General features: G+C 67.0%; 22 protein-coding genes. 14 read left to right on the top strand and 8 right to left on the bottom strand.

Features of this window, described 5'->3' with window-relative positions; all coding sequences use genetic code 11:
* Positions 1-308 precede the first annotated feature (308 nt).
* The 6 genes from urtA to AB0I35_RS03530 all read left to right on the top strand — a co-directional run bounded on the left by urtA (position 309) and on the right by AB0I35_RS03530 (position 5825).
* Positions 309-1559 (top strand): urea ABC transporter substrate-binding protein, encoded by a 1251-nt coding sequence (gene urtA, locus AB0I35_RS03555; RefSeq protein WP_357393991.1) that lies wholly within the window; start codon positions 309-311, stop codon positions 1557-1559.
* Between the two features lie 65 nt (positions 1560-1624).
* Positions 1625-2509 carry an urea ABC transporter permease subunit UrtB gene (gene urtB, locus AB0I35_RS03550; protein WP_067484718.1) on the top strand — a complete coding sequence of 295 codons (885 nt, stop codon included), beginning with the start codon at positions 1625-1627 and terminating at the stop codon, positions 2507-2509.
* Positions 2506-3618, top strand: a complete 1113-nt coding sequence (urtC, locus tag AB0I35_RS03545) for an urea ABC transporter permease subunit UrtC (protein WP_357393989.1) — start codon at positions 2506-2508, stop codon at positions 3616-3618. Before urtB ends, urtC begins: the two co-directional genes overlap by 4 nt.
* On the top strand, positions 3615-4421 hold the full coding sequence (urtD, locus tag AB0I35_RS03540; protein ID WP_357393987.1) for an urea ABC transporter ATP-binding protein UrtD: 807 nt from the start codon (positions 3615-3617) through the stop codon (positions 4419-4421). Before urtC ends, urtD begins: the two co-directional genes overlap by 4 nt.
* A complete protein-coding gene (urtE, locus tag AB0I35_RS03535; RefSeq protein ID WP_357393986.1) occupies positions 4414-5106 on the top strand; it encodes an urea ABC transporter ATP-binding subunit UrtE in 693 nt (230 codons plus the stop codon). Before urtD ends, urtE begins: the two co-directional genes overlap by 8 nt.
* Positions 5107-5120: 14 nt before the next feature.
* Complete coding sequence (locus AB0I35_RS03530) at positions 5121-5825, top strand: GntR family transcriptional regulator (protein ID WP_357393984.1); 705 nt, start codon at positions 5121-5123, stop codon at positions 5823-5825.
* An 82-nt stretch (positions 5826-5907) separates the two neighbouring features.
* Here the strand turns inward: AB0I35_RS03530 and AB0I35_RS03525 are convergent, their stop codons facing one another.
* Positions 5908-6789, bottom strand: coding sequence for an NERD domain-containing protein (locus tag AB0I35_RS03525; protein WP_357393982.1), 882 nt, complete (start codon positions 6787-6789; stop codon positions 5908-5910).
* Positions 6790-6975: 186 nt separating this feature from the next.
* On the opposite strand from AB0I35_RS03525, the gene AB0I35_RS03520 reads away from it, so the two are divergent.
* Together AB0I35_RS03520 and AB0I35_RS03515 are read left to right on the top strand one after the other, a co-directional pair.
* On the top strand, positions 6976-7527 hold the full coding sequence (locus AB0I35_RS03520; RefSeq protein WP_357393980.1) for a carboxymuconolactone decarboxylase family protein: 552 nt from the start codon (positions 6976-6978) through the stop codon (positions 7525-7527).
* 82 nt (positions 7528-7609) lie between these two features.
* A complete protein-coding gene (locus tag AB0I35_RS03515; protein ID WP_067484693.1) occupies positions 7610-7987 on the top strand; it encodes a VOC family protein in 378 nt (125 codons plus the stop codon).
* Here AB0I35_RS03515 and AB0I35_RS03510 read toward each other — a convergent pair whose 3' ends face one another.
* Positions 7988-8371, bottom strand: a complete 384-nt coding sequence (locus tag AB0I35_RS03510; RefSeq protein ID WP_357393979.1) for a hypothetical protein — start codon at positions 8369-8371, stop codon at positions 7988-7990.
* A gap of 73 nt (positions 8372-8444) precedes the next feature.
* Positions 8445-9278, bottom strand: a complete 834-nt coding sequence (locus AB0I35_RS03505; RefSeq protein WP_357393977.1) for an NmrA family NAD(P)-binding protein — start codon at positions 9276-9278, stop codon at positions 8445-8447.
* A gap of 91 nt (positions 9279-9369) precedes the next feature.
* Between AB0I35_RS03505 and AB0I35_RS03500 the strand changes: the two genes are divergently transcribed.
* Positions 9370-9759: a helix-turn-helix domain-containing protein gene (locus AB0I35_RS03500; protein WP_357393975.1), complete on the top strand. Its 390-nt coding sequence runs from the start codon at positions 9370-9372 to the stop codon at positions 9757-9759.
* Here AB0I35_RS03500 and AB0I35_RS03495 read toward each other — a convergent pair.
* The 3 genes from AB0I35_RS03495 to lpdA form a co-directional block, all read right to left on the bottom strand.
* On the bottom strand, positions 9756-10454 hold the full coding sequence (locus AB0I35_RS03495; protein WP_357393973.1) for a polysaccharide deacetylase family protein: 699 nt from the start codon (positions 10452-10454) through the stop codon (positions 9756-9758). The two genes, AB0I35_RS03500 and AB0I35_RS03495, sit on opposite strands and share 4 nt — an antisense overlap.
* Before the next feature lie 151 nt (positions 10455-10605).
* Entirely contained in the window at positions 10606-10920 is a 315-nt protein-coding gene (locus tag AB0I35_RS03490; protein WP_225278427.1) for a L,D-transpeptidase, read from the bottom strand.
* Positions 10921-11350: 430 nt separating this feature from the next.
* Positions 11351-12754, bottom strand: coding sequence for a dihydrolipoyl dehydrogenase (gene lpdA / locus AB0I35_RS03485; protein WP_357393971.1), 1404 nt, complete (start codon positions 12752-12754; stop codon positions 11351-11353).
* Between the two features lie 214 nt (positions 12755-12968).
* Here lpdA and AB0I35_RS03480 point away from each other — a divergent pair, with 214 nt between their 5' ends.
* From AB0I35_RS03480 to AB0I35_RS03465, 4 genes are all read left to right on the top strand, one after another.
* Complete coding sequence (locus AB0I35_RS03480) at positions 12969-14003, top strand: AraC family transcriptional regulator ligand-binding domain-containing protein (RefSeq protein WP_357393970.1); 1035 nt, start codon at positions 12969-12971, stop codon at positions 14001-14003.
* 242 nt (positions 14004-14245) lie between these two features.
* Positions 14246-15256 carry an NADP-dependent oxidoreductase gene (locus AB0I35_RS03475; RefSeq protein ID WP_357393968.1) on the top strand — a complete coding sequence of 337 codons (1011 nt, stop codon included), beginning with the start codon at positions 14246-14248 and terminating at the stop codon, positions 15254-15256.
* A gap of 354 nt (positions 15257-15610) precedes the next feature.
* On the top strand, positions 15611-15823 hold the full coding sequence (locus AB0I35_RS03470) for a hypothetical protein (RefSeq protein ID WP_357393966.1): 213 nt from the start codon (positions 15611-15613) through the stop codon (positions 15821-15823).
* A gap of 71 nt (positions 15824-15894) precedes the next feature.
* Positions 15895-16398 carry a hypothetical protein gene (locus tag AB0I35_RS03465; protein WP_357393964.1) on the top strand — a complete coding sequence of 168 codons (504 nt, stop codon included), beginning with the start codon at positions 15895-15897 and terminating at the stop codon, positions 16396-16398.
* Between the two features lie 119 nt (positions 16399-16517).
* On the opposite strand, the gene AB0I35_RS03460 is transcribed toward AB0I35_RS03465, so the two are convergent.
* Both AB0I35_RS03460 and AB0I35_RS03455 read right to left on the bottom strand, forming a co-directional pair.
* Positions 16518-17105, bottom strand: coding sequence for a dihydrofolate reductase family protein (locus tag AB0I35_RS03460; RefSeq protein ID WP_357393962.1), 588 nt, complete (start codon positions 17103-17105; stop codon positions 16518-16520).
* Between the two features lie 147 nt (positions 17106-17252).
* Entirely contained in the window at positions 17253-18218 is a 966-nt protein-coding gene (locus AB0I35_RS03455) for a membrane dipeptidase (RefSeq protein ID WP_357393961.1), read from the bottom strand.
* A gap of 136 nt (positions 18219-18354) precedes the next feature.
* Here AB0I35_RS03455 and AB0I35_RS03450 point away from each other — a divergent pair, with 136 nt between their 5' ends.
* Complete coding sequence (locus tag AB0I35_RS03450; protein ID WP_357393959.1) at positions 18355-18885, top strand: hypothetical protein; 531 nt, start codon at positions 18355-18357, stop codon at positions 18883-18885.
* The last annotated feature ends 12 nt before the right edge of the window (positions 18886-18897 follow it).

Genomic DNA, 18897 nt, shown 5'->3' with positions numbered 1-18897 from the left:
TCGACTGACCACCCCGCGGCCCGAGCGCCGCGAGATTCCGGCTGTTCGACGTCGTACGAATCGTCAGCGTGCCGCACGGGCGCGTGGCTACGCAACCGTAGCCACGCCGTAGCTCCCCGCCGAACAATTCACACGGACGAAACAGACGAAACGGGCACGTGATCGGGAGATATTCCGCTGCAACATGTTCCATCTACTGTTCCGCACACGAATACCGCCGCTGTATACAACCCGGTGTACAGCCAGGCAGCGGTGTGTTCGTTGTGGCGCGCGTGCGCCGCCGTTACACCTGATGAGGAGAACGCCCCATGTCTGATTCCCGTGTGCTCAGGGCACTGGCCGTCCCCACGGCGGCAGCCCTGGCCGGCCTGTTGCTCACCGGCTGCGGCGCCCGCGACGACGCCTCGACCGGTTCCACCGCGGCGTCCTGCGTCGACACAACCAAAGACACCATCAAGGTCGGTTCGCTGCACTCGCTCTCGGGCACGATGGCGATTTCCGAAGTCACCGTTGCCAATTCGACCAAGCTGGCGGTCGACCAGATCAACGCGGCGGGCGGGGTGCTCGGCAAGAAGATCGAGATCGTTCCCGAGGACGGCGCCTCCGACCCGAAGACCTTCGCCGAGAAGGCCGAGAAGCTCATCAGTTCCGACTGTGTCGCCGCGGTGTTCGGCGGCTGGACCTCGTCGAGCCGCAAGGCCATGAAGCCCAAGTTCGAGAGCCTGAACTCGCTGCTCTACTACCCCGTGCAGTACGAGGGTCTGGAAGATTCCAAGAACATCTTCTACACCGGCGCAACCACCAATCAGCAGATCGTCCCGGCCCTGGACTACCTGAAGCAGAAGGGCATCACCTCCCTCTACCTGGTGGGTTCTGACTACGTCTTCCCGCAGACCGCCAACCGCGAGATCAAGGCCTACGCCGCCGCCAACGGCATCGAGATCAAGGGCGAGGACTACACCCCGCTCGGCTCCACCGACTTCTCCACCATCGTCAACAAGGTGCGCACCGCCAAGGCGGGCGCGGTGTTCAACACCCTCAACGGCGACTCCAACGTGGCGTTCTTCCGTGAGTACTCCAACGCGGGCCTGAAGGCCGCCGAGATGCCGGTGGTCTCGGTGTCGATCGCCGAGGAAGAGGTCGTGGGTATCGGCGCGGATCGCCTCGCCGGCCAGCTGACCGCCTGGAACTACTACCAGACCGTCGATTCCCCGGCGAACAAGAAGTTCGTCGCCGACTACAAGGCCGCCTTCGGCGCCGACAAGCCCACCTCCGATCCGATGGAAGCCGCGTACGCCTCGGTGTTCCTGTGGAAGAACACGGTGGAGAAGGCGAAGTCGTTCGCGGTGGCCGACATCCAGGCCGCGGCCGACGGCGTGAGCTTCGAGGCGCCGGAGGGCACCGTCACCATCGACGGCTCCAACCACCACGTCACCAAGGTCGCCCGCATCGGTGAGATCCGCCCCGACGGCCTGATCTACACGGTGTGGGACTCCGGCAAGGCGATCACGCCCGACCCGTACCTGAAGTCCTACGAGTGGGCCAAGGGCCTCAAGTAACAGCCGACAGGTGTGGGACGCGCCGCGCGCGCGTCCCACATCGCTTTCGCTAGGAGTCCACCACCATGGACGTGCTGATCGGCCAGCTCTTCACAGGGTTGAGCCTGGGATCCATTCTTCTGCTCGCCGCGCTCGGTTTGTCGCTGACCTTCGGTCAGATGGGCGTCATCAATATGGCGCACGGCGAGTTCATCATGGCCGGTTGCTACACCACTTATGTTGTGCAGCAGGTCTTCTCCTCGGCCGGTGTGTCGCTGGCCGTCTCGTTGCTCGCCGGTTTCCTGATCGGTGGCCTGCTCGGTGCCGTCCTGGAGATGGGGCTCATCCGCTACATGTACGACCGCCCGCTCGACACCCTGCTGGTCACCTTCGGTGTCGGCCTGGTGCTGCAGCAGGCCGCGCGTGACATCTTCGGCGCGCCGGCCAAGAACGTGCTGGTGCCCGAATGGCTCAGTGGCGGAATCACTATCGCCGGTGCGGTGGTGCCCAAGACGCGCATCTTCATCCTCGTGCTCGCGATCGTCGCGGTGACCGCGCTGGCCGCCGTCCTCAAGACGACACCGATGGGCCGCCGCATCCGTGCGGTGGTACAGAACCGTGGTCTCGCCGAAACCAGCGGCATATCGAGCAGATTCACCGACATCAGCACGTTCTTCATCGGCTCGGGCCTGGCGGGTGTGGCCGGTGTCGCGCTCACGCTCATCGGTTCGACCAGCCCGACCATCGGGCAGAGCTATCTGATCGACGCCTTCCTCGTGGTCGTGATCGGTGGGCTCGGCCAGATCAAGGGCACGGTGATCGCGGCGTTCGCGCTCGGGCTGCTCAACTCCTTCATCGAATACTCCACCACCGCGTCGATCGCGAAGGTGATCGTGTTCGTGCTGATCGTCATCTTCCTGCAGGTCCGCCCGCAGGGTCTGTTCACCGTGCGGACGAGGAGCCTGGCATGAACGCACTGACTGAACGCCTACGCGCCTATTCCCGGCTCAGTCCACTGGCCGGGTTCGCGGTCGCGGCGATAATCCTGTTCGCCGTCGCCCCGGCGGTGCTGAGCGACTTCCGGCTGAACCTGCTCGCCAAATTCCTCTGCTTCGCGATCGTGGCGGCGGGCATCGGCTTGGCTTGGGGCCGTGGCGGAATGCTCACCCTCGGGCAGGGTGTGTTCTTCGGCATCGGCGCCTACATCATGGCCATGCACATGCAGCTCGCCGACGCCGCGCGCCTGGGCAACGAGGTGCCGGAGTTCATGGAGATCTCCGGCATCAGCGAACTGCCGGGCTTCTGGCAGCCGTTCGAATCCGCGTCGGTCGCGATCCTGGCCATCCTCGTGCTGCCCGCACTGGTCGCGGCCGTGCTCGGGTACGGCGTGTTCAAGCGGCGGGTGCGCGGTGCGTACTTCGCCATTCTGAGCCAGGCGCTCGCGGCGGCGCTGGCGATTCTGCTCACCGGTCAGCAGGCCATCGGCGGCTTCACCGGGCTGTCGGACTTCCGGGCGTTCTTCGGGTTCCGCCTCTCGGACCCGGCCAACCGGCAGATGCTGTTCTTCATCGCGGCGGGCACGCTGCTCGTGGTGGTGGCGCTGATCCGTCAGCTCAACCGCAGCCGCTACGGCGAGCTGCTGATCGCGGTCCGCGACGCCGAGGAGCGGGTGCGTTTCCTCGGGTACGACCCCGCGAATATCAAGATCGTCGCGTACGTGGTCGCGGCGTTCCTCGCCGGTATCGCCGGCGCGCTGTTCACGCCGATCGTCGGCATCATCTCGCCCGCCGATATCGGTGTTGTCCCGTCGATCGCGTTCCTGATCGGGGTCGCCATCGGTGGCCGCACCACCCTGCTCGGTCCGGTACTCGGCGCGATCGGTGTCGCCTGGGCGCAGACCTCGCTGTCGGAGTCGTTCCCGTCGGGCTGGACCTACCTGCAGGGCGTCCTGTTCATCGTGGTCGTCGGGTTCATCCCCGCCGGTCTGGCCGGACTGTGGCCGATGGTCAAGGGCTGGCGCGAGAGCCGCAAACCGGAAACACCCCCTGTGGTCACCGAGGAGAAGGTGCTGGCCCGATGACTTCACACGAACCCAAGCCCGGCGGCAATGCGGGCATGAACAGCGACTACCTCGAAATCCGTGGTCTGTCGGTAAGTTTCGACGGTTTCAAGGCGGTCACCGACGTGGATTTGACGGTGCTGCAGGGCGACCTGCGGTTCCTCATCGGTCCCAACGGTGCGGGCAAGACGACGCTGATCGACGCCATCACCGGCTTGGTCCCGGCCACCGGGTCGGCGCAGAAGTCGGGTATCGAACTGCTCGGCAAGAAGGTGCACCAGATCGCCCGGCTCGGCGTCGGGCGAACTTTCCAGACGGCGAGCGTGTTCGAGCAGCTCACAGTGCTGCAGAACCTCGACATCGCGGCGGGCGCGGGCCGCTCGCCGCTGTCGCTGCTGCGGGCGCGCAGATCCGTGCTGCCCGCCATCGAAGAGGCTTTGGAGACAACGGGTCTCACCGCGCTGCGCGACAAGCCCGCCGGTGTGCTGGCACACGGGCAGAAGCAGTGGCTCGAGATCGGCATGCTGCTCGTGCAGAACGCCTCGGTGCTGCTGCTCGACGAACCCGTCGCGGGCATGAGCGCGGAGGAACGCGAGGAGACCGGAAACCTGTTGCGCCGCATCGGTGGTGACCGCGTGGTCCTGGTCGTGGAGCACGACATGGACTTCATGCGGTCCTTCGCCACCTCGGTGACGGTGCTCGCGGGCGGCAAGGTGCTCAGCGAGGGCAGCGTGGAACAGGTCCAGGCCGACCCGCGGGTGCAGGAGGTCTACCTCGGCACCGCGGCCATGGCGACCACAGACAAGGAAGCCGCCGATGCTTGAACTAGACGAGGTCCGTTCGGGATACGGGCGCACCGAAGTGGTCCACGGCGTGAGCCTGACCGTCCCCGACGACAGCGTGGTCGCCATCATGGGCCACAACGGCGCGGGCAAGACCACCCTGCTGCGCACCGCCGTCGGGCTGCTGCCGACCAAGTCGGGCACCATCACCTTCGACGGCGAGAAGATCAGCAAGCTCTCGCCGTCGCAGCGGGTGAAACGGGGCATCGCCTATGTTCCGCAGGGCCAGCAGAGTTTTCCCCAGCTGTCCACAGCCGAGAACCTGCAGGTGGTGGCCGACGGTCGCAAGCGCGGCAAGGCACTGATCGACGAATCGCTCGACCTGTTCCCCGCCCTGCGCGAGTTGCTCACCCGCAAGGCGGGGCTGCTCTCGGGTGGTCAGCGACAGCAACTCGCCATCGCCCGTGCCCTCATCACCGAACCGAAACTGCTCATCCTCGACGAACCGACCGAGGGCATCCAGCCCTCGGTCGTCGCCGAGATCGAGCGGACGATCATCGAATTGACGCGGCGCGGTGGGTTGAGCGTGCTGCTGGTGGAGCAACACATCGGTTTCGCGTTGCAGGCCGCCCAGCAGTACTACGTGCTGCACTCGGGGCACGTCGGTTCCACCGGGCCGGGCGGGGCGGGCACGGAATCGGCTGTGCGCGCGGCGATGGCGATCTGAACGCAGGCCGAGTCATGGGCAGGGGTGGGCGGGTTTCGCTGGCCGAGCGCGTGTACGAATCGCTGCGCGACGACCTGGCGACCGGTCGGCTCGCACCGGCCGAACGGTTGCGCGCCGAACGGCTGGCCCGTCGCTACGGCGTCTCGCGCACTCCGGTGCGCGAGGCGCTGGCCCGGCTGCAGGCCGACGGGCTGGTGCAGCGTCATCCGGAGGGGCTGTACCTGTACCGGCCACGGCCGGCCGAACTCGACGAGTTGTTCGAGTTGCGAATGGTGCTGGAAACACGCGGGTTTCAACGGTCGATGCTCGGTTCGGCGCAGGCCCCGGCCGGACACGACCTGGCCGCCGTTCGCGCGGAACTCACGCGCTGGCGAGAATTCAGGGACACACCGCCCCGTCCGGGCCCCGAGCTGATCGCGGCCGATGAGCGGTTCCACACCGAACTGCTTCGGGCAGCGGGTAATTCGGCCCTCGCCGAAGCTCTGAGTGCGGTCAACATCCGGGTTCGCCCGGTGCGCACGATGGACGTGCCGACCACCGACCGAGTCGCGGCGATGACCACTGAACACATCGCCATCGCCGAGCACGTGCTGGCCGGGCGCCGCGAGCGCGCCATGCACAGCCTCGTCACCCACATCACCGCATCCTGCGTGCATGTGCGGGCCCGGGCCGAGCAGGCTATCGCCTTCACGAAACTCGGCGAGATTATGCGTGATTGACGGTTGCGTCGCGGTATCGACGCCAGCCCGGTATGTCATAGCTCGGCCCGAGCCACGATGGTGCAGCGGTGTCGGACGGGAGTCAACAGTCGGACTGGAACGGCCAGCAGTGGGCGGGACGATGAGTGACGGTGACCGGGGCGGGAGTGGTCGACTCGGTGATGTCGGAGACCGTTCGTGGGGACGGTGAGTCGGTGAGCAGGGCGAGGATCACCATCACCAGCACGATCAGCATGCCGAGCACAGCCAGTCCGAACACAATCAAACCTGCCAGTTTGCCCTCCTTGGCCGGTTCGGTCGGCGGGGCGGGCGGTTCGACACGACGGGGGCGTGGGGCGCGCGGCGCCGGATCGGGGCGTTTGTCCGGGAAGCCGTCGTCGGTGAGCTCGGCACGGGTGGGGGCGAGGGCGGCCAGGCCGAGGGCGGCGCAGGTGTTGAGGACCCTCTCGACGGTCCATTCGCGCGGGCCGACCGAGAAGTTCTCCAAGTAGACGCGCAGTTCGTGCGCGTCGACGGTGTTGGCGACCAGCACGTCGAGGCCTGGACGTAAGGCGGTGCGCGCCGGTCGAACCACCACACCCCGGTACGGCACGAGCACCACCGCGCCGCACACATGCCTGCTCTCCTGCAGTGCGTGCTCCAGCGCCACCCGCACCGCGTGCACACCGTGTTCGAGCCGGTCGGTCAGCCCGCTCGACGGTCCGGCCTCCAACTCCAGCGGACTGTCACTGATCGTCCACGCCCCCGTGTTCGACCTGGCGAGCAACCCGCTCTGCCGTCGCCGGAATCCCAACACGTCGAGCACCGTGATCCCCCGTGGCGTCACCACCACCGCGTCGAGGCGCCGATCCCCCACCTGCGGGTCGATCAGGGCAAGCCCCGGGCTCGGATAGGCGCTCAGGCATTCGACGAACTCCCGCTCGGCGCCGGTGAGTTCCGCGCCCGGCCTGATCCGAACCAGCATTGCGATGTTCCCCTACCACTGCTGCGACCTCACCGCCGCTGCGCGCTGCGGTACCCAAATCATGACGCGCAACTGTTGCGAAAACCACTGGAAACCAAAGAAAAACCGACTCGCCACCGTGCGCGCGTACCGCCGAGTACGCTGTCGATTCCGACGGAACCGAGCGATAAGACGAGGTGGACGACGATGGCCGCAACGCCCCTACCACGCATTTCCCCCGGCCGGTTGGGTGAACTCGGACCGATCAACTGGGTTGTCTGGCAGGTACTTTCTCGCGCGGCGGGCACGGCGGACGCCCACCTCTTCAGCACACTCGGTCGCACGCGTGGGCTGTTCCGGGGTTGGCTGCATTTCTCCGGCAAGCTCATGCCCGGTGGGCGATTGCCGCGCGCGGAGGCCGAATTGGTGATTCTGCGGGTGGCGCATCTGCGCGACTGCGGTTACGAGGCCGACCACCATCGCAGGCTCGGACGCAAGGCCGGGCTCACGGCCGTCGAGGTGGACCGGGTGGCGGCGGGTCCCGAGGCGGAGGGGTGGACGCCGCGTCAGCGGGCGCTGCTCACCGCGACCGACCGGCTGGTGACCACCCGCGATATCGACGACGCGGCGTGGGCGAAGCTGGCCGCGCACTACGACGAGCGGTTGCTGATCGAGATCGTGTTGCTCGTCAACCAGTACGAGGGCCTGGCGTCGACCATCACCACGCTGCGGATCGAACGCGACACCTTCACGGTGTGATCCAGCTCATAGAGCGGTTCGTGGTCATTCTTCGCAAACTAAAAGCGTACAAAGTACGGAGTAACGTCATCGAGGAGAGCCCATGCAGATCACCGCTTCCGCCGTCTCGCTCAATGTGGACGACCCGCAGGCGTCGGCCCAGTTCCTCGTCGACCACCTCGGTTTCACCGAGAACATGGCCGCCGACGGGTTCGTCAGCGTCGGGCGGCCCGACGCGGGCATGGACGTCATCTACCTGCGCACCGGCCTGAAGTCGTTCAAGCCGGCGCGCATCGCGGGCAGCGCGGGCGAGGGTGTGCTCGTCGTGTTCGTGGTCGACGACATCGACAGCGAATACGAGCGATTGCGCGGCGCGGGCGTCCCGATCGAGACGCCCATCGAAACCGAGGAATGGGGCGAGCGCTACTTCCAGATGACCGACCCCAACGGGGTGGTCATCCAGCTCGTGCAGTGGGTGTGATCAGCGGCGCGCGACCCGCAACGCGGCCACGATCAGCGGAATCTGCAGCGGCAACCGCGCGATCACCCCGGCCTTGAAAGCGGGCGAGGACTTGGGATTGCCAAGCACGTCGACGGTCATCTGCACATTGGCGGGGAAGACGGCGACGAACAAGCCGGCGGCGAGCCAGCCGCCGAAACGCCTGGTCCTCGGCACCGCCAGCGCCGTCGCCACCCCGAGCTCGGCGACCCCGGAGCCGTAGGTATAGGCCCGGGGTTCGCCGGGCAACTGCTTGGGAACGATGCCGTCGAACAGCTTCGGCGCGACGAAATGCAGGACACCGACCACGAACAACAAACCGCTCAGGTAGGTGTGCGCGCGTCGACGGGAAGTTTCATGAGCCACGCTCCGCACTGTAGCGGTGCGAACCGAAGTCGTCACCGGGCGCCGACGGAAGCCTCGGACGCCGGGGCCGTTCTCAGGCGGGCGCGAAGACCGATGCAGCCGGGGTGGCCGGGCGGCCGAGGAGTTTCGTGAGGTCGCCGGTGCGGACCTCGAGGAAGCCCTGGGCGATGCCCGCGTCCGAGTCGGCGAGCACCGTGGCGAACTGCTCGTCCACGCCCGCGGCAGCGAGAGTGGCGGCGTATTCGCTGGTCGGCAGATTCTCGTAGCGCACCGTCGTGCCGGTGGCGGCGCCGATCGCGGCAGCCAGGTCCGGGCCGGACAGGGCATCGTCGCCACCCAGTTCGTAGACGCGGCCCGCGTGCCCGTCGCCGGTGAGGACGCGGGCGGCGGCCTCGGCGTAGTCGGCCCGGGCCGCACCCGAGACGCGACCCTCGGCCATCGCGCCGTGCAGCACGCCGGTCTGCGCGGCGAGGGCCGCGGCCTGGCTGTAGTTCTCCCAGTACCAGCTGTTGCGCAGCAGCACCGTCGGCACCGACGCGCCCGCGAGCACCTCTTCGGTGCCGCGATGTTCGGCGGCCAGGATCATCGGGTTCACCTCGGCCCGCGGGATGCTCGTGTAGGCCAGCAGCTCGACGCCCGCGCGTTCGGCCGCTCGAATCACGGTGGTGTGCTGGGCGACCCGCGCGCCGAATTCGTTGCCCGAGATGAGCAGCAATCGGTCGACACCGACCAGCGCGGCATCCAGCGCTACCGCGTCGTCATAGGACGCCCGGCGTACTTCGACATCGAGATCGGCCACCTTCGACGGATCCCGCACGATCGCCACCGGCCGCTCCCCCGCCGCCACCAACGCCTCGACGACGAGCCTGCCCAGCTGTCCACTCGCTCCGGCCACCGCAACAGTCATGACTTCCTCCGAACTGATCGACACGTACTAACTATTAGTAAGCACTATGCATTCAGTAGGCGCTGTCGTCAAGGAGGGTAAGATCACCGGTATGAGTGAGCAGCACCTCGACGCCGATCAGACGCTGGAGGCCGACGTCTTCGCGCGCGACTGCGCGTCCAGGTCGGTGCTGCAGAACGTCGCGAGCCGGTGGGGTGTGCTCGCCCTGGTGGCGCTGCGGGAGGGCCCGTTCCGGTTCAGCGCGCTACGCAGGCGGGTCGACGGGGTGAGCGAGCGCATGCTGTCGCAGACCCTGCAGGCCCTCGAGCGCGACGGCATGGTGCATCGCGAAGTCCTCGAGGCCATTCCGCCGCGCGTGGAATACACCCTCACCGAACTGGGCGCGCAGGTGGCCGACCGGCTGCACGCGCTGATCGAGGTCCTCGAGACCAATATCGACACGGTACGGGCGGCGCGCTCCGGTTACCGCGGCAACGGCTAGTTCTTCGCCAGCAGTTCGGAGACGGTGGCGAACCGGTATCCCTGTGCGCGCAAGCCGGTGACGATGCCCGGCAGGGCGGCCGCCGATTCGGTGCCGTGCATGACGTGCAGCAGCACGATGGAACCGGGCCGGGTCTGTTCGAGGGTCGTGGCGAGCACGGTGTCACGATCCACGCCGCCCGCGGAATCGGGTTCGACATCCCAGGTCACCGTGGTGCGGTCGTGGTCGGCGAGGTATTTCGGCAGGCCGTAGAGCTTCTTGCCGTAGGGCGGGCGGAAGGTGATCGGGCCCTGGTAGCTGGTGCGGCGGATCTCGGCGTCGGTGCGTTCGATCTCCTCACGCACGGTGTCGCCCGAAACCAGCACCATGCGGCGATGCGTGTAGGTGTGATTGCCGATTTCGTGCCCCGCCGCCGCGATCGCCTGCCCGAATTCGGGATGCGCGGCGAGATCGTCACCGACGAGATAGAACGTGGCGGGCACCTGCAATTCGGCCAGCGTGCGCAGGATTTCCGGCGTGCGTTCGGTCGGTCCGTCGTCGAAGGTGAGCGCGACGACCTTGTCCTGGGTTTCGACGCGGTTCACGAGTTCGCCGGTGAGCTGGTAAGTGCGCGAATTCATCAGCACATAAAGCCCCGCCACCACCGCGACCACGACCACAAGCACCGCGGCCGCACCCGTCAACCATTTGCGCATAGTGGTGTATACCGCAGATATCTCGCGCCGACGACCCAAGGCGAGAACATGGGTAACTCGCCGGGGACGGGCGGACGCGACCACATCCAAAAGCTTGCCGCGTCCGCAGTCCCCACGTACCCGAGTCTGGCCTGAAGTCCCGGAGAGGCGGTTACGGGATTACCTGGGTGATGTCGCCGGGGTTCAGGTAGTCGAAGAATCGGTGGGCGCCGTCTTCGGTCATTCGGACGCAGCCATGCGACTTGGAGGTGACCGGGCCGACGTGGAATGCCATGTCGCCGTTGAAGAATGTCGCCCACCGCATCGGTGCGTCGTGCATGGTGCTCCAGTGGAATTCCCGCTTGAAGGAAATGCGGGTCACCGCGGGCGGAGTTTCGAATCCCGCCATTCCGTGCGAGATCGGTGTCGGCCCGAAGACCACCCGCCCGTTGTCGACCAGCCATGCCTCGTTCGTCGACAGCCGCATACACGCCCTCGCCTCGACCACCGGGCAGGGCGACGCCGTCGGAATCACGGAGGGGACGCCCGGAATATCGGGTCCACCAGGGAAAAGAGGTTCCGCCGCTGCGGGCGCCACGGCAACCGATCCAGCCGCCGCGACAAGAGCCGCCACACGTGCCATCCATCCGAGAATGCGCTTGCTCATGGGTTCTCAGTTGCCTCTCAACCGTGCCCGCCACCCGCGAGTCGATCGGGCGAGGGGACCATCTCATGGAACACGAACATGTCGAACACGAGCTTGGAACAACCACCAGAGGTGCTAACGCATCATCGACCACAAAAGGGGATTCACCAAATCAAACTCCGCGATTTGGCCGAAAAGAAATAGAAACCCGGTAGTTCCGGGCATGAGCGAGGGGCGGCCGCAGTGCGAACCGCCCCTCGGGATCTGCTACTCAGAAGTTGATCATGTGGCCGGCGAGGCCGTGGATCGCTTCCTGCAATGCCTCACTGAGCGTGGGGTGGGTGTGTACGTTGCGGGCCAGCTCGTTGACCGTGAGGTCCCACTTCTGGGCCAGCGTGAGCTCCGGCAGCAGCTCGGAGACATCGGGGCCGATGAGGTGGCCGCCGATGAGTTCGCCGTGCGTGTTGTCGGCGATCAGCTTCACGAAGCCGGTCGGATCGGCCAGGCCGTGCGCCTTGCCGTTGGCGGTGAACGGGAAGGTCGCCACCTTCACGTCGTAGCCTTCGTCGCGGGCCTGCTGCTCGGTGAGGCCGAAGCTGGCGACCTGCGGCTGGCAGAAGGTGGCGCGCGGCATCATCCGGTAGTCGCCCAGCGGCATCGTCTCGGCGCCGCCGATGGTCTCGGCCGCGACCACACCCTGAGCCTCGGCCACGTGAGCCAGCTGCAGCTTGGCGGTGACGTCACCGATGGCGTAGATGTGCCCCACGTTGGTGCGCATGTAGTCGTCGATCGCGATGGCGCCGCGATCGGTGAGCTCGACGCCGGTGGTCTCGAGGCCGTAGCCCTCCACGCGCGGTGCGAAGCCGACGGCCTGCAGCACCTTGTCGACGGTGACGGTCTCGACGTTGCCGGACTTGTTGTCCTTGATCTGGACGGTGACCTTGGACCCGTCGTCATCGATCGACTGCACGGCCGCACCGGTGGTGATGGTGATGCCGAGCTTCTTGTACTGCTTGGTGATCTCCTTGGAGACGTCGACGTCCTCGTTGGGCAGGGCCCGGTCGAGGAATTCGACGATCCGCACGTCGACGCCGTAGTTCTTCAGGACGTAGGCGAACTCCATGCCGATGGCGCCCGCGCCGACGATGAGGATCGAACCCGGCAGGTCGCGGGTGAGGATCTGCTCCTCGTAGGTGACCACGTTCTCCGACAACTGGGTGCCGGGCAGCAGCTTGGTGGTGGTGCCGGTGGCGATGATGACGTTGTCGAACGAGATCGTCTCGTTGCCGCCCTTGGTGAGGGCGACGTCGAGCGAGTTCGGGCCGGTGAAGGTGCCGAGACCGTCGAACTCGTCGATCTTGTTCTTCTTCATCAGGAAGTGCACGCCCTTGACGCGCCCGTCGGCCACCTTGCGGCTGCGGTCGAAGGCGGCGCCGAAGTCGAAGCTGACCTCACCGGAGATGCCGAAGGTCTTGGCTTCCTTGTGGAAAATGTGGGCCAGTTCGGCGTTGCGCAGCAGTGCCTTGGACGGGATGCAGCCCACGTTCAGGCACACGCCACCCCAGTATTTCTGCTCGACAATCGCTGTTCGCAGGCCGAGTTGAGCGGCACGGATCGCGGCGACATATCCGCCGGGACCAGCGCCGAGAACGACGACATCGTAGTGGGAAGTCACGTCACCGAGCCTAACTCTGTTTCGGGGAGTTCACCCACCCGTCCCCCACTTCGGTGAGATGCGCTCGCCCGACCTCGATCGAGGCGGACCGAACGGTACTGTCGGCGGGGTGAGCGGCGCGGGATCATGGAGCCGAGCGGCAGGTCCGGCCCGGAGCGCGAGGGCGGCGGGCACGCCTGGCAGCGGAGCCGGGCGCGCTGCCCACGCGCCAGCCGTGGATCTGCGCGAGGGTGTCCCGGGCGATGCGGACGCGGGGATCGGCAGCCGGGTCGACGGCACCGTTTCGGTCCACCTGATGCGCCTGCTGGTTCAGTCGGCGCGGCGGCTCGGAGTGGCCGAGGAACAGCTGGCGCGCGTACCCGGCACCGACGACGTGGTGCTGCGGGGTGAGCTGAACCGGCTGCCGATGGGTTCGCTTCTCAGGCTGTGGGAGTTGATCGCGCGCCCAGGCGCGGGCGTCGCGGTCGCCGAGGCCGCACCGCTCGGCACCTTGAACACCTGGGACTATCTGGTGACAACCGGTGCGACACTGGCGGATTCGTTGCGTGCCGCCCAGCCGTACCACCGCCTCGTCACCGCCGCTGCCGAAGGTTTCGACCTGTCCGGCGAGGCCGATCTCACCATCGGCTACCGCACGTCGGCCGGCGACCCGACGGTCGCGTCGACCGTCAACGAATACGTGCTGGCGTACTACCTGCGCCGCGCCCGCGAGGCGACCGGCCGGCCGCTGGTCCCGGCGAAGGTGACCTTCGGTCATTCGGCGCCACCGGACCACCGCCCCCTGATCGACGTATTCGGCACGCACGCCATCGAATTCGGTGCCGACGCCGACTCGATCACGTTCCGCGCCGACGATGCCAACGCCCCGCTCCCCCGCGCCGACCCGATGCTCGCCGACCTGATGCGCAGCCACGCCGACCTCGTCCTGGCGTCCGCGCGCACCGTCGCCGACCCCCTCGACGCGTTCCGCATCGCTCTCGCGTCCGCCCTCGACGCCGCCGATCCCACCCTCGCCCGGGTCGCGAAGGCCCTGGCCATGAGCGAACGCTCCCTGCAACGCCACCTCGCCGACCAGGGCACCACTTGGCGCGAGGAACTGGACCGCCTCCGCTACGAGCGCGCGAAAACCCTGCTTTCGCAAGGTCTCACGAAATCATCTATCGCCCGCCACCTGGCTTTCACCGACGACCGCGCCCTCCGCAAGGCCTTCCACCGCTGGACCGGAACTCCGCCCACCGTCGTGGGCTGACGCCCCTGGCCGCAAGCCCTTCCCGAGCTCGGCGGCGAGCAGAAGACCGGCCAGACCGTGTACTTTCTCCCGGCGCATGAGCGCCACCACCGCCGCGAGCTTCCGGGCCACGCGGTCTGTCGGGTCTTGGCGCGTGAGGACCGGGTGGTGGCGTGTGCGGACCTGGGAACGACGACCGGGCCGCCATAACGTGGTCTGCACCGGTCGGAAAACACCGGCTGACCTCGAAAGAAGGCTAGATCATGACCATTCCGACACAGACCCGCGAAATCCACCTCGCCGCTCGCCCGAACGGTGCACCGGTCGCCACCGATTTCGCCCTCGTGGAGCGGGAACTGCCCGAACTCGCCGACGGCCAGATCCTGCTGCGCAACACCTGGATGTCGGTCGACCCGTACATGCGCGGGCGGATGGACGACAAGCCGTCCTATATCGCGCCGTTCGAAATCGGTGCGGCACTGGAAGGTTCGGCGATCGGTGCGGTGATCGCGTCGAAGTCGGCGGATATCGCGGTCGGCACCACGGTGACGCACTTCGCCGGCTGGCGCGAACACTCCGTCGTCGATGCGGCATCGGCCACTCCCATCGACCCCGAACTGGCTGCCCCACAGCACTTCCTGGGCGCTCTCGGCACCACCGGCCTCACTGCCTACGCTGCCCTGACCGAGGTGGCGAAGGTGGAGCCGGGCGACACGGTGTTCATCTCGGCGGCCGCGGGTGCGGTCGGCAGCGTGGCGGGCCAGATCGCCAAGGCCCTCGGTGCGAAACGAGTGATCGGTTCGGCGGGTGGACCGGCCAAGACGCGAAAGGTGCTCGAGGAGTTCGGTTTCGACGCGGCGATCGACTACCGGGCCGGTGACCTCGCCGCCCAGCTCGCCGAAGCCGCACCGGACGGCATCGACGTGTACCTCGACAGCGTGGGTGGTGAACACCTGAAGATGGCGATCGAGGCGCTCAACCAGCACGGCCGCATCGCCCTGGTCGGCGCCATCAGCGGCTACAACGGCGCGACCGACCGGACAACCCCCGACCTCTACCTCGCCGCGACCAAGGAAATCTCCCTGCGCGGCATGCTGGTGACCAGCTACCTCCCGCTCTTCGCCGAATACATCCCGAAGGCCGCCGCCTGGCTCGCCGACGGCACCCTGCGCACCGCGGAAACCACCTACGAGGGCCTCGAGCAAGCCCCCGCCGCGCTCCTCGGCGTCCTCACCGGCGCCAACATCGGCAAGATGCTCGTCCGTCTCGCCTGAAGACCAAGATCACCACGCTCTGCTGGCGGAGAGTACTCGGAAGATGCCGCCACCAGAGCGTGGTGATCGTGTGCCCAGGTCAGCGCCAGACCTGGGTGGCGACGCGGGCGAAGTTGCCGCTGAAGAGGGCGGCGCGTTCGGAAGGCGTGAAGCCTGCTTGCGCACCAAGCCTTTTCCGTAGGCGGTGCGCCCGGCATCGACGGCGTCGAGCAGCCACACCCCGCGGCGTCGGCATGGTTGCAGGCCGGGCGCCTCACACAAGGACGGGCGAGCGGAGACAGGTGCCGGGCTGGAGGTTTGCCGGGCTTCCGGACCGGCTATATCGTGCTGCGAGACATCGGACGGGGAGGGGAAATGGCCGGATACTTCCAGGTGGATATCGACGTGCTCGCGAGCACGGTGCGGTCACTGAAGAACTCCGAACAGGTACTCGGTGATGCGATGAAGGCCTTGGAAAGCGCAGGCGACGGCGCTATCGGCACCACCGGCCTGAACGACGCCGCCGCGATCACCGCGGCGAGCCTCGAATTCGTAGCCTCCTCGACGACTCCGAGTCTCGACCTGTGAACCGGCCACCCGCGATGGACGTTCCACCGCCGCCTGGGTCGGCTCGGAAGTTTCCACCGACCAGGCGTGCGTTGCGTCACAACTGGTGGATTCGGTGGCCGTTGCTGCTCACCGCGCTGGCCTCCGGGCCGCTGACCGTCGTATTGATCGGCAAAGATAGTGACTGGGCGATCTTGGTCTCGCAGTACTTCGTCATCGGGACGATGTTCGGTGGGTGCTTCGTGTGGATCAATCGACGCCGCCGCAAGGCCCTGCGGCAGCCGTGGACTGTGTGGCGGATTCGGTACCTGTCCGGTACTCGCTACGAGTGGGTGGATCTGCTCGGCCCGCACGGCGAAACGGTGAGCACACTCCTGCTCAGCACGTGGGCGTGGGACCGGGGAAAACTGGTCAACCACGCCACTCGCGAGATCTGGTTCGCCGGTGATCCGGCCAAGTATGGAGTCGTGTCCCGTCCGGGCGGACGAGATATGCGCTACGCGTATGTATCCCGCATCTACAAGCCGCCACGCTTGACCTTTCGTGAAGCCGGTGAGCCGCCCGTCACTGGCGGCGGTCGACACTCCAAGGACTGACCACGGACTCCGCATGGCCTAGGCGGACGTGGTTGTGGGTCGCGCTCGAGCGTTCGGCAGGCCACAACTAGCCGATACACCTACCCCGTCTTTCGTGCCAAGGCCGGTAGTGGCGTCGTTCAGCGGCGCACCCGGTAGCTCAGGTGGGTGGCGCGGCGGCCCGGGACGACGACCGGGTCGTCGAGCAGCAGATGGCCGTTCGCGAGTTCGCCGAAGTAGGAGACACCTTCGCCGAACAGGACCGGGACGAGGCTGACGCACACCTCGTCGACCAGACCGAGGTCGAGGGCCTGCTGGATGATGGTCGTGCTGGCGATGGTGACGTTCTTGTCGCCCGCGATCCGCTTGGCCTCGGTGATCGCGGTGGTCACGTCGCCGACGAATGTGGTGTTCGGCCAACGCTCGGCAGCGTTCTCGGGTGCGTGGTGCGTGACGACGACAACGGGGACACCCATCGGGTGCTTGTCGCCCCAACCGTCGGTCATGTCGAACAGATGGCGGCCCGCCACCAGCGCGCCGGTGTTGTCGATCCACTCGTGCAGGACCTGGGCGCCTGCCTCGTCGACCTGGAGTGACCGGTCCGAGGTCGCGCTCGGCACGCTCACCTCACCGCCCTCGTACCACTCGAACAGTTCGCCGATCCCGTCGTCGGGATCGGCGACGAACCCGTCCAGCGACATCGTCATATGCGTGAATACTTTGCCCATGCTCGCGCCTCCTGGCGAAACGGTTGTCATCGATATAGACGCGCCGTACGCACAGAACTCATCGGTGCGAAATCCTCTCGCCCCACGCCCGACAACCGGCACGCGGCTTCTCCGGGCCTGACATCCGCTTACCGGTGCCTGTCCAGGTCAGCGCCAGACCTGGGTGGCGACGCGGGTGAAATTGCCGTGGAAGAGGGCGGCGCGTTCGGTGGGGGTGAAGCCGCGGTCGTCGAGGAGGTCGTCGAGGCTCGGGATACCAGGGGTTTCGCCGAGGAGATCCTCGGGTGGGGTCCACTGCAACGGGCCCCAGGCGGTGTAGTCCGCCGAGAAGGCGGCGGGGTTCTCCTGGATCTCGGCGTTGAACTGGTCGCCGTCGAAGGAGTAGTCGGAGCCGATGCCGATGTGGTCGATGCCGACCAGGTCGACGCCGTAGCGGATGTGGTCGGCCATGGCGGCGAGGCGCTCGGCTCGCGCATCGGGGGCGTTCTCACCGAGGAAGATGCCGACACCGTTGATGCCGATCACCCCGCCCGTCGCGGCACAGGCGCGGGCCTGTTCGTCGGTGATATTGCGCGGATGCGCCCACAGGGCAGCGAAATTGGAGTGGGAGTAGATCATCGGGGCGGCGGTGTGGGTGGCGAGATCGAGGCCGGTGCGGCGGGAGCAGTGCGAGCCGTCGACGAACATACCGACCTCGTTGAGCTTGCGCACCAGGTCTTTTCCGTACGCGGTGAGCCCGGTGTCGACCGTGTCGAGGCAGCCGCAACCTGCCGCGTTGGCGTGGTTGTAGGTGGGCAGCAGCGAGCGCACGCCGAGTTCGTAGAACACCGCGACGTTGTCGAGGTCGCCGTCGAGCGGCGCGGAATCCTCCAGGTCGAAGGCCAGTGAAATCACTTCGGGCGCACCGATATCACTCACGCGGTCGACCAGCCGGAACCGCGGGTCGTCGGTGGCCTGCTCACGGAACAACCGCAGCAGGGCGAGCGAGTCGGCCTTGGTCTCCCCCGAGTACCCGACATTCACCGACAGATACGACCCGAGCGGGTAGCGCGCCAGATCCGCGACCCGCGCCGTCGGCAACAACGGCAGACAGCAATGCTGCTCCCAGAGCATGGACACACCTCCCCATCGTTATCCGTGACCTGCGATCCTACGTTTCGCAACGCTATCGGCACCGGACCGACGCTAACGCGATGTCTGATTCGTCCGATTAATCAGTACTGCGTCCCCCGTCCGAAGGCGGTGCGACATGCGTCGCTTCCTCGTCCTGCTCGCTTGTCTGGCGGCGGCTGTCGGCCTGTCGACACTGCCCGCCGCGGCGACCCCCTCCTACTGCGGTCTCGCGTGGGGCTCGCTGGACAAGTCGAGTCCGAACTACTCGTCGGGTGTCGTGCGCGATGTGCGCGCGGGCCGACACGATTGCTACGACCGTCTCGTGATCGACCTCGCCGGACCGTCGGCGGGTTACCGGGTGGGGTACGTCGGCACCGTCACCCAGGACGGTTCCGGCGCGGGCGTCCCGCTGCGCGGTGGCGCGTTCCTGCAGGTCACGGTGCTGGCACCCGCACACGACGACACGGGCGCGAGCACCTACCCGCCGGGTAGCCGCAGCGAGCTGGTGAACGTGTACGGCTATCAGACCTTCCGTCAGGTCGCCTGGGCCGGTTCGTTCGAGGGGCAGACCACCCTCGGGCTCGGCGTGCGCGCCCGGCTGCCGTTCCGTGTGTTCACCCTCGAAGGCCCGGCCCGCGTGGTGATAGACGTCGCGCACTATTGGTGAGTCACGTCGGCA

The sequence above is a fragment of the Nocardia sp. NPDC050378 genome (genome assembly GCF_040655675.1).
GTDB classification, from domain to species: domain Bacteria; phylum Actinomycetota; class Actinomycetes; order Mycobacteriales; family Mycobacteriaceae; genus Nocardia; species Nocardia coubleae.
Note: the sequence above shows the minus strand (reverse complement) of the source record. Positions and strands in the feature narration are given on the sequence as shown.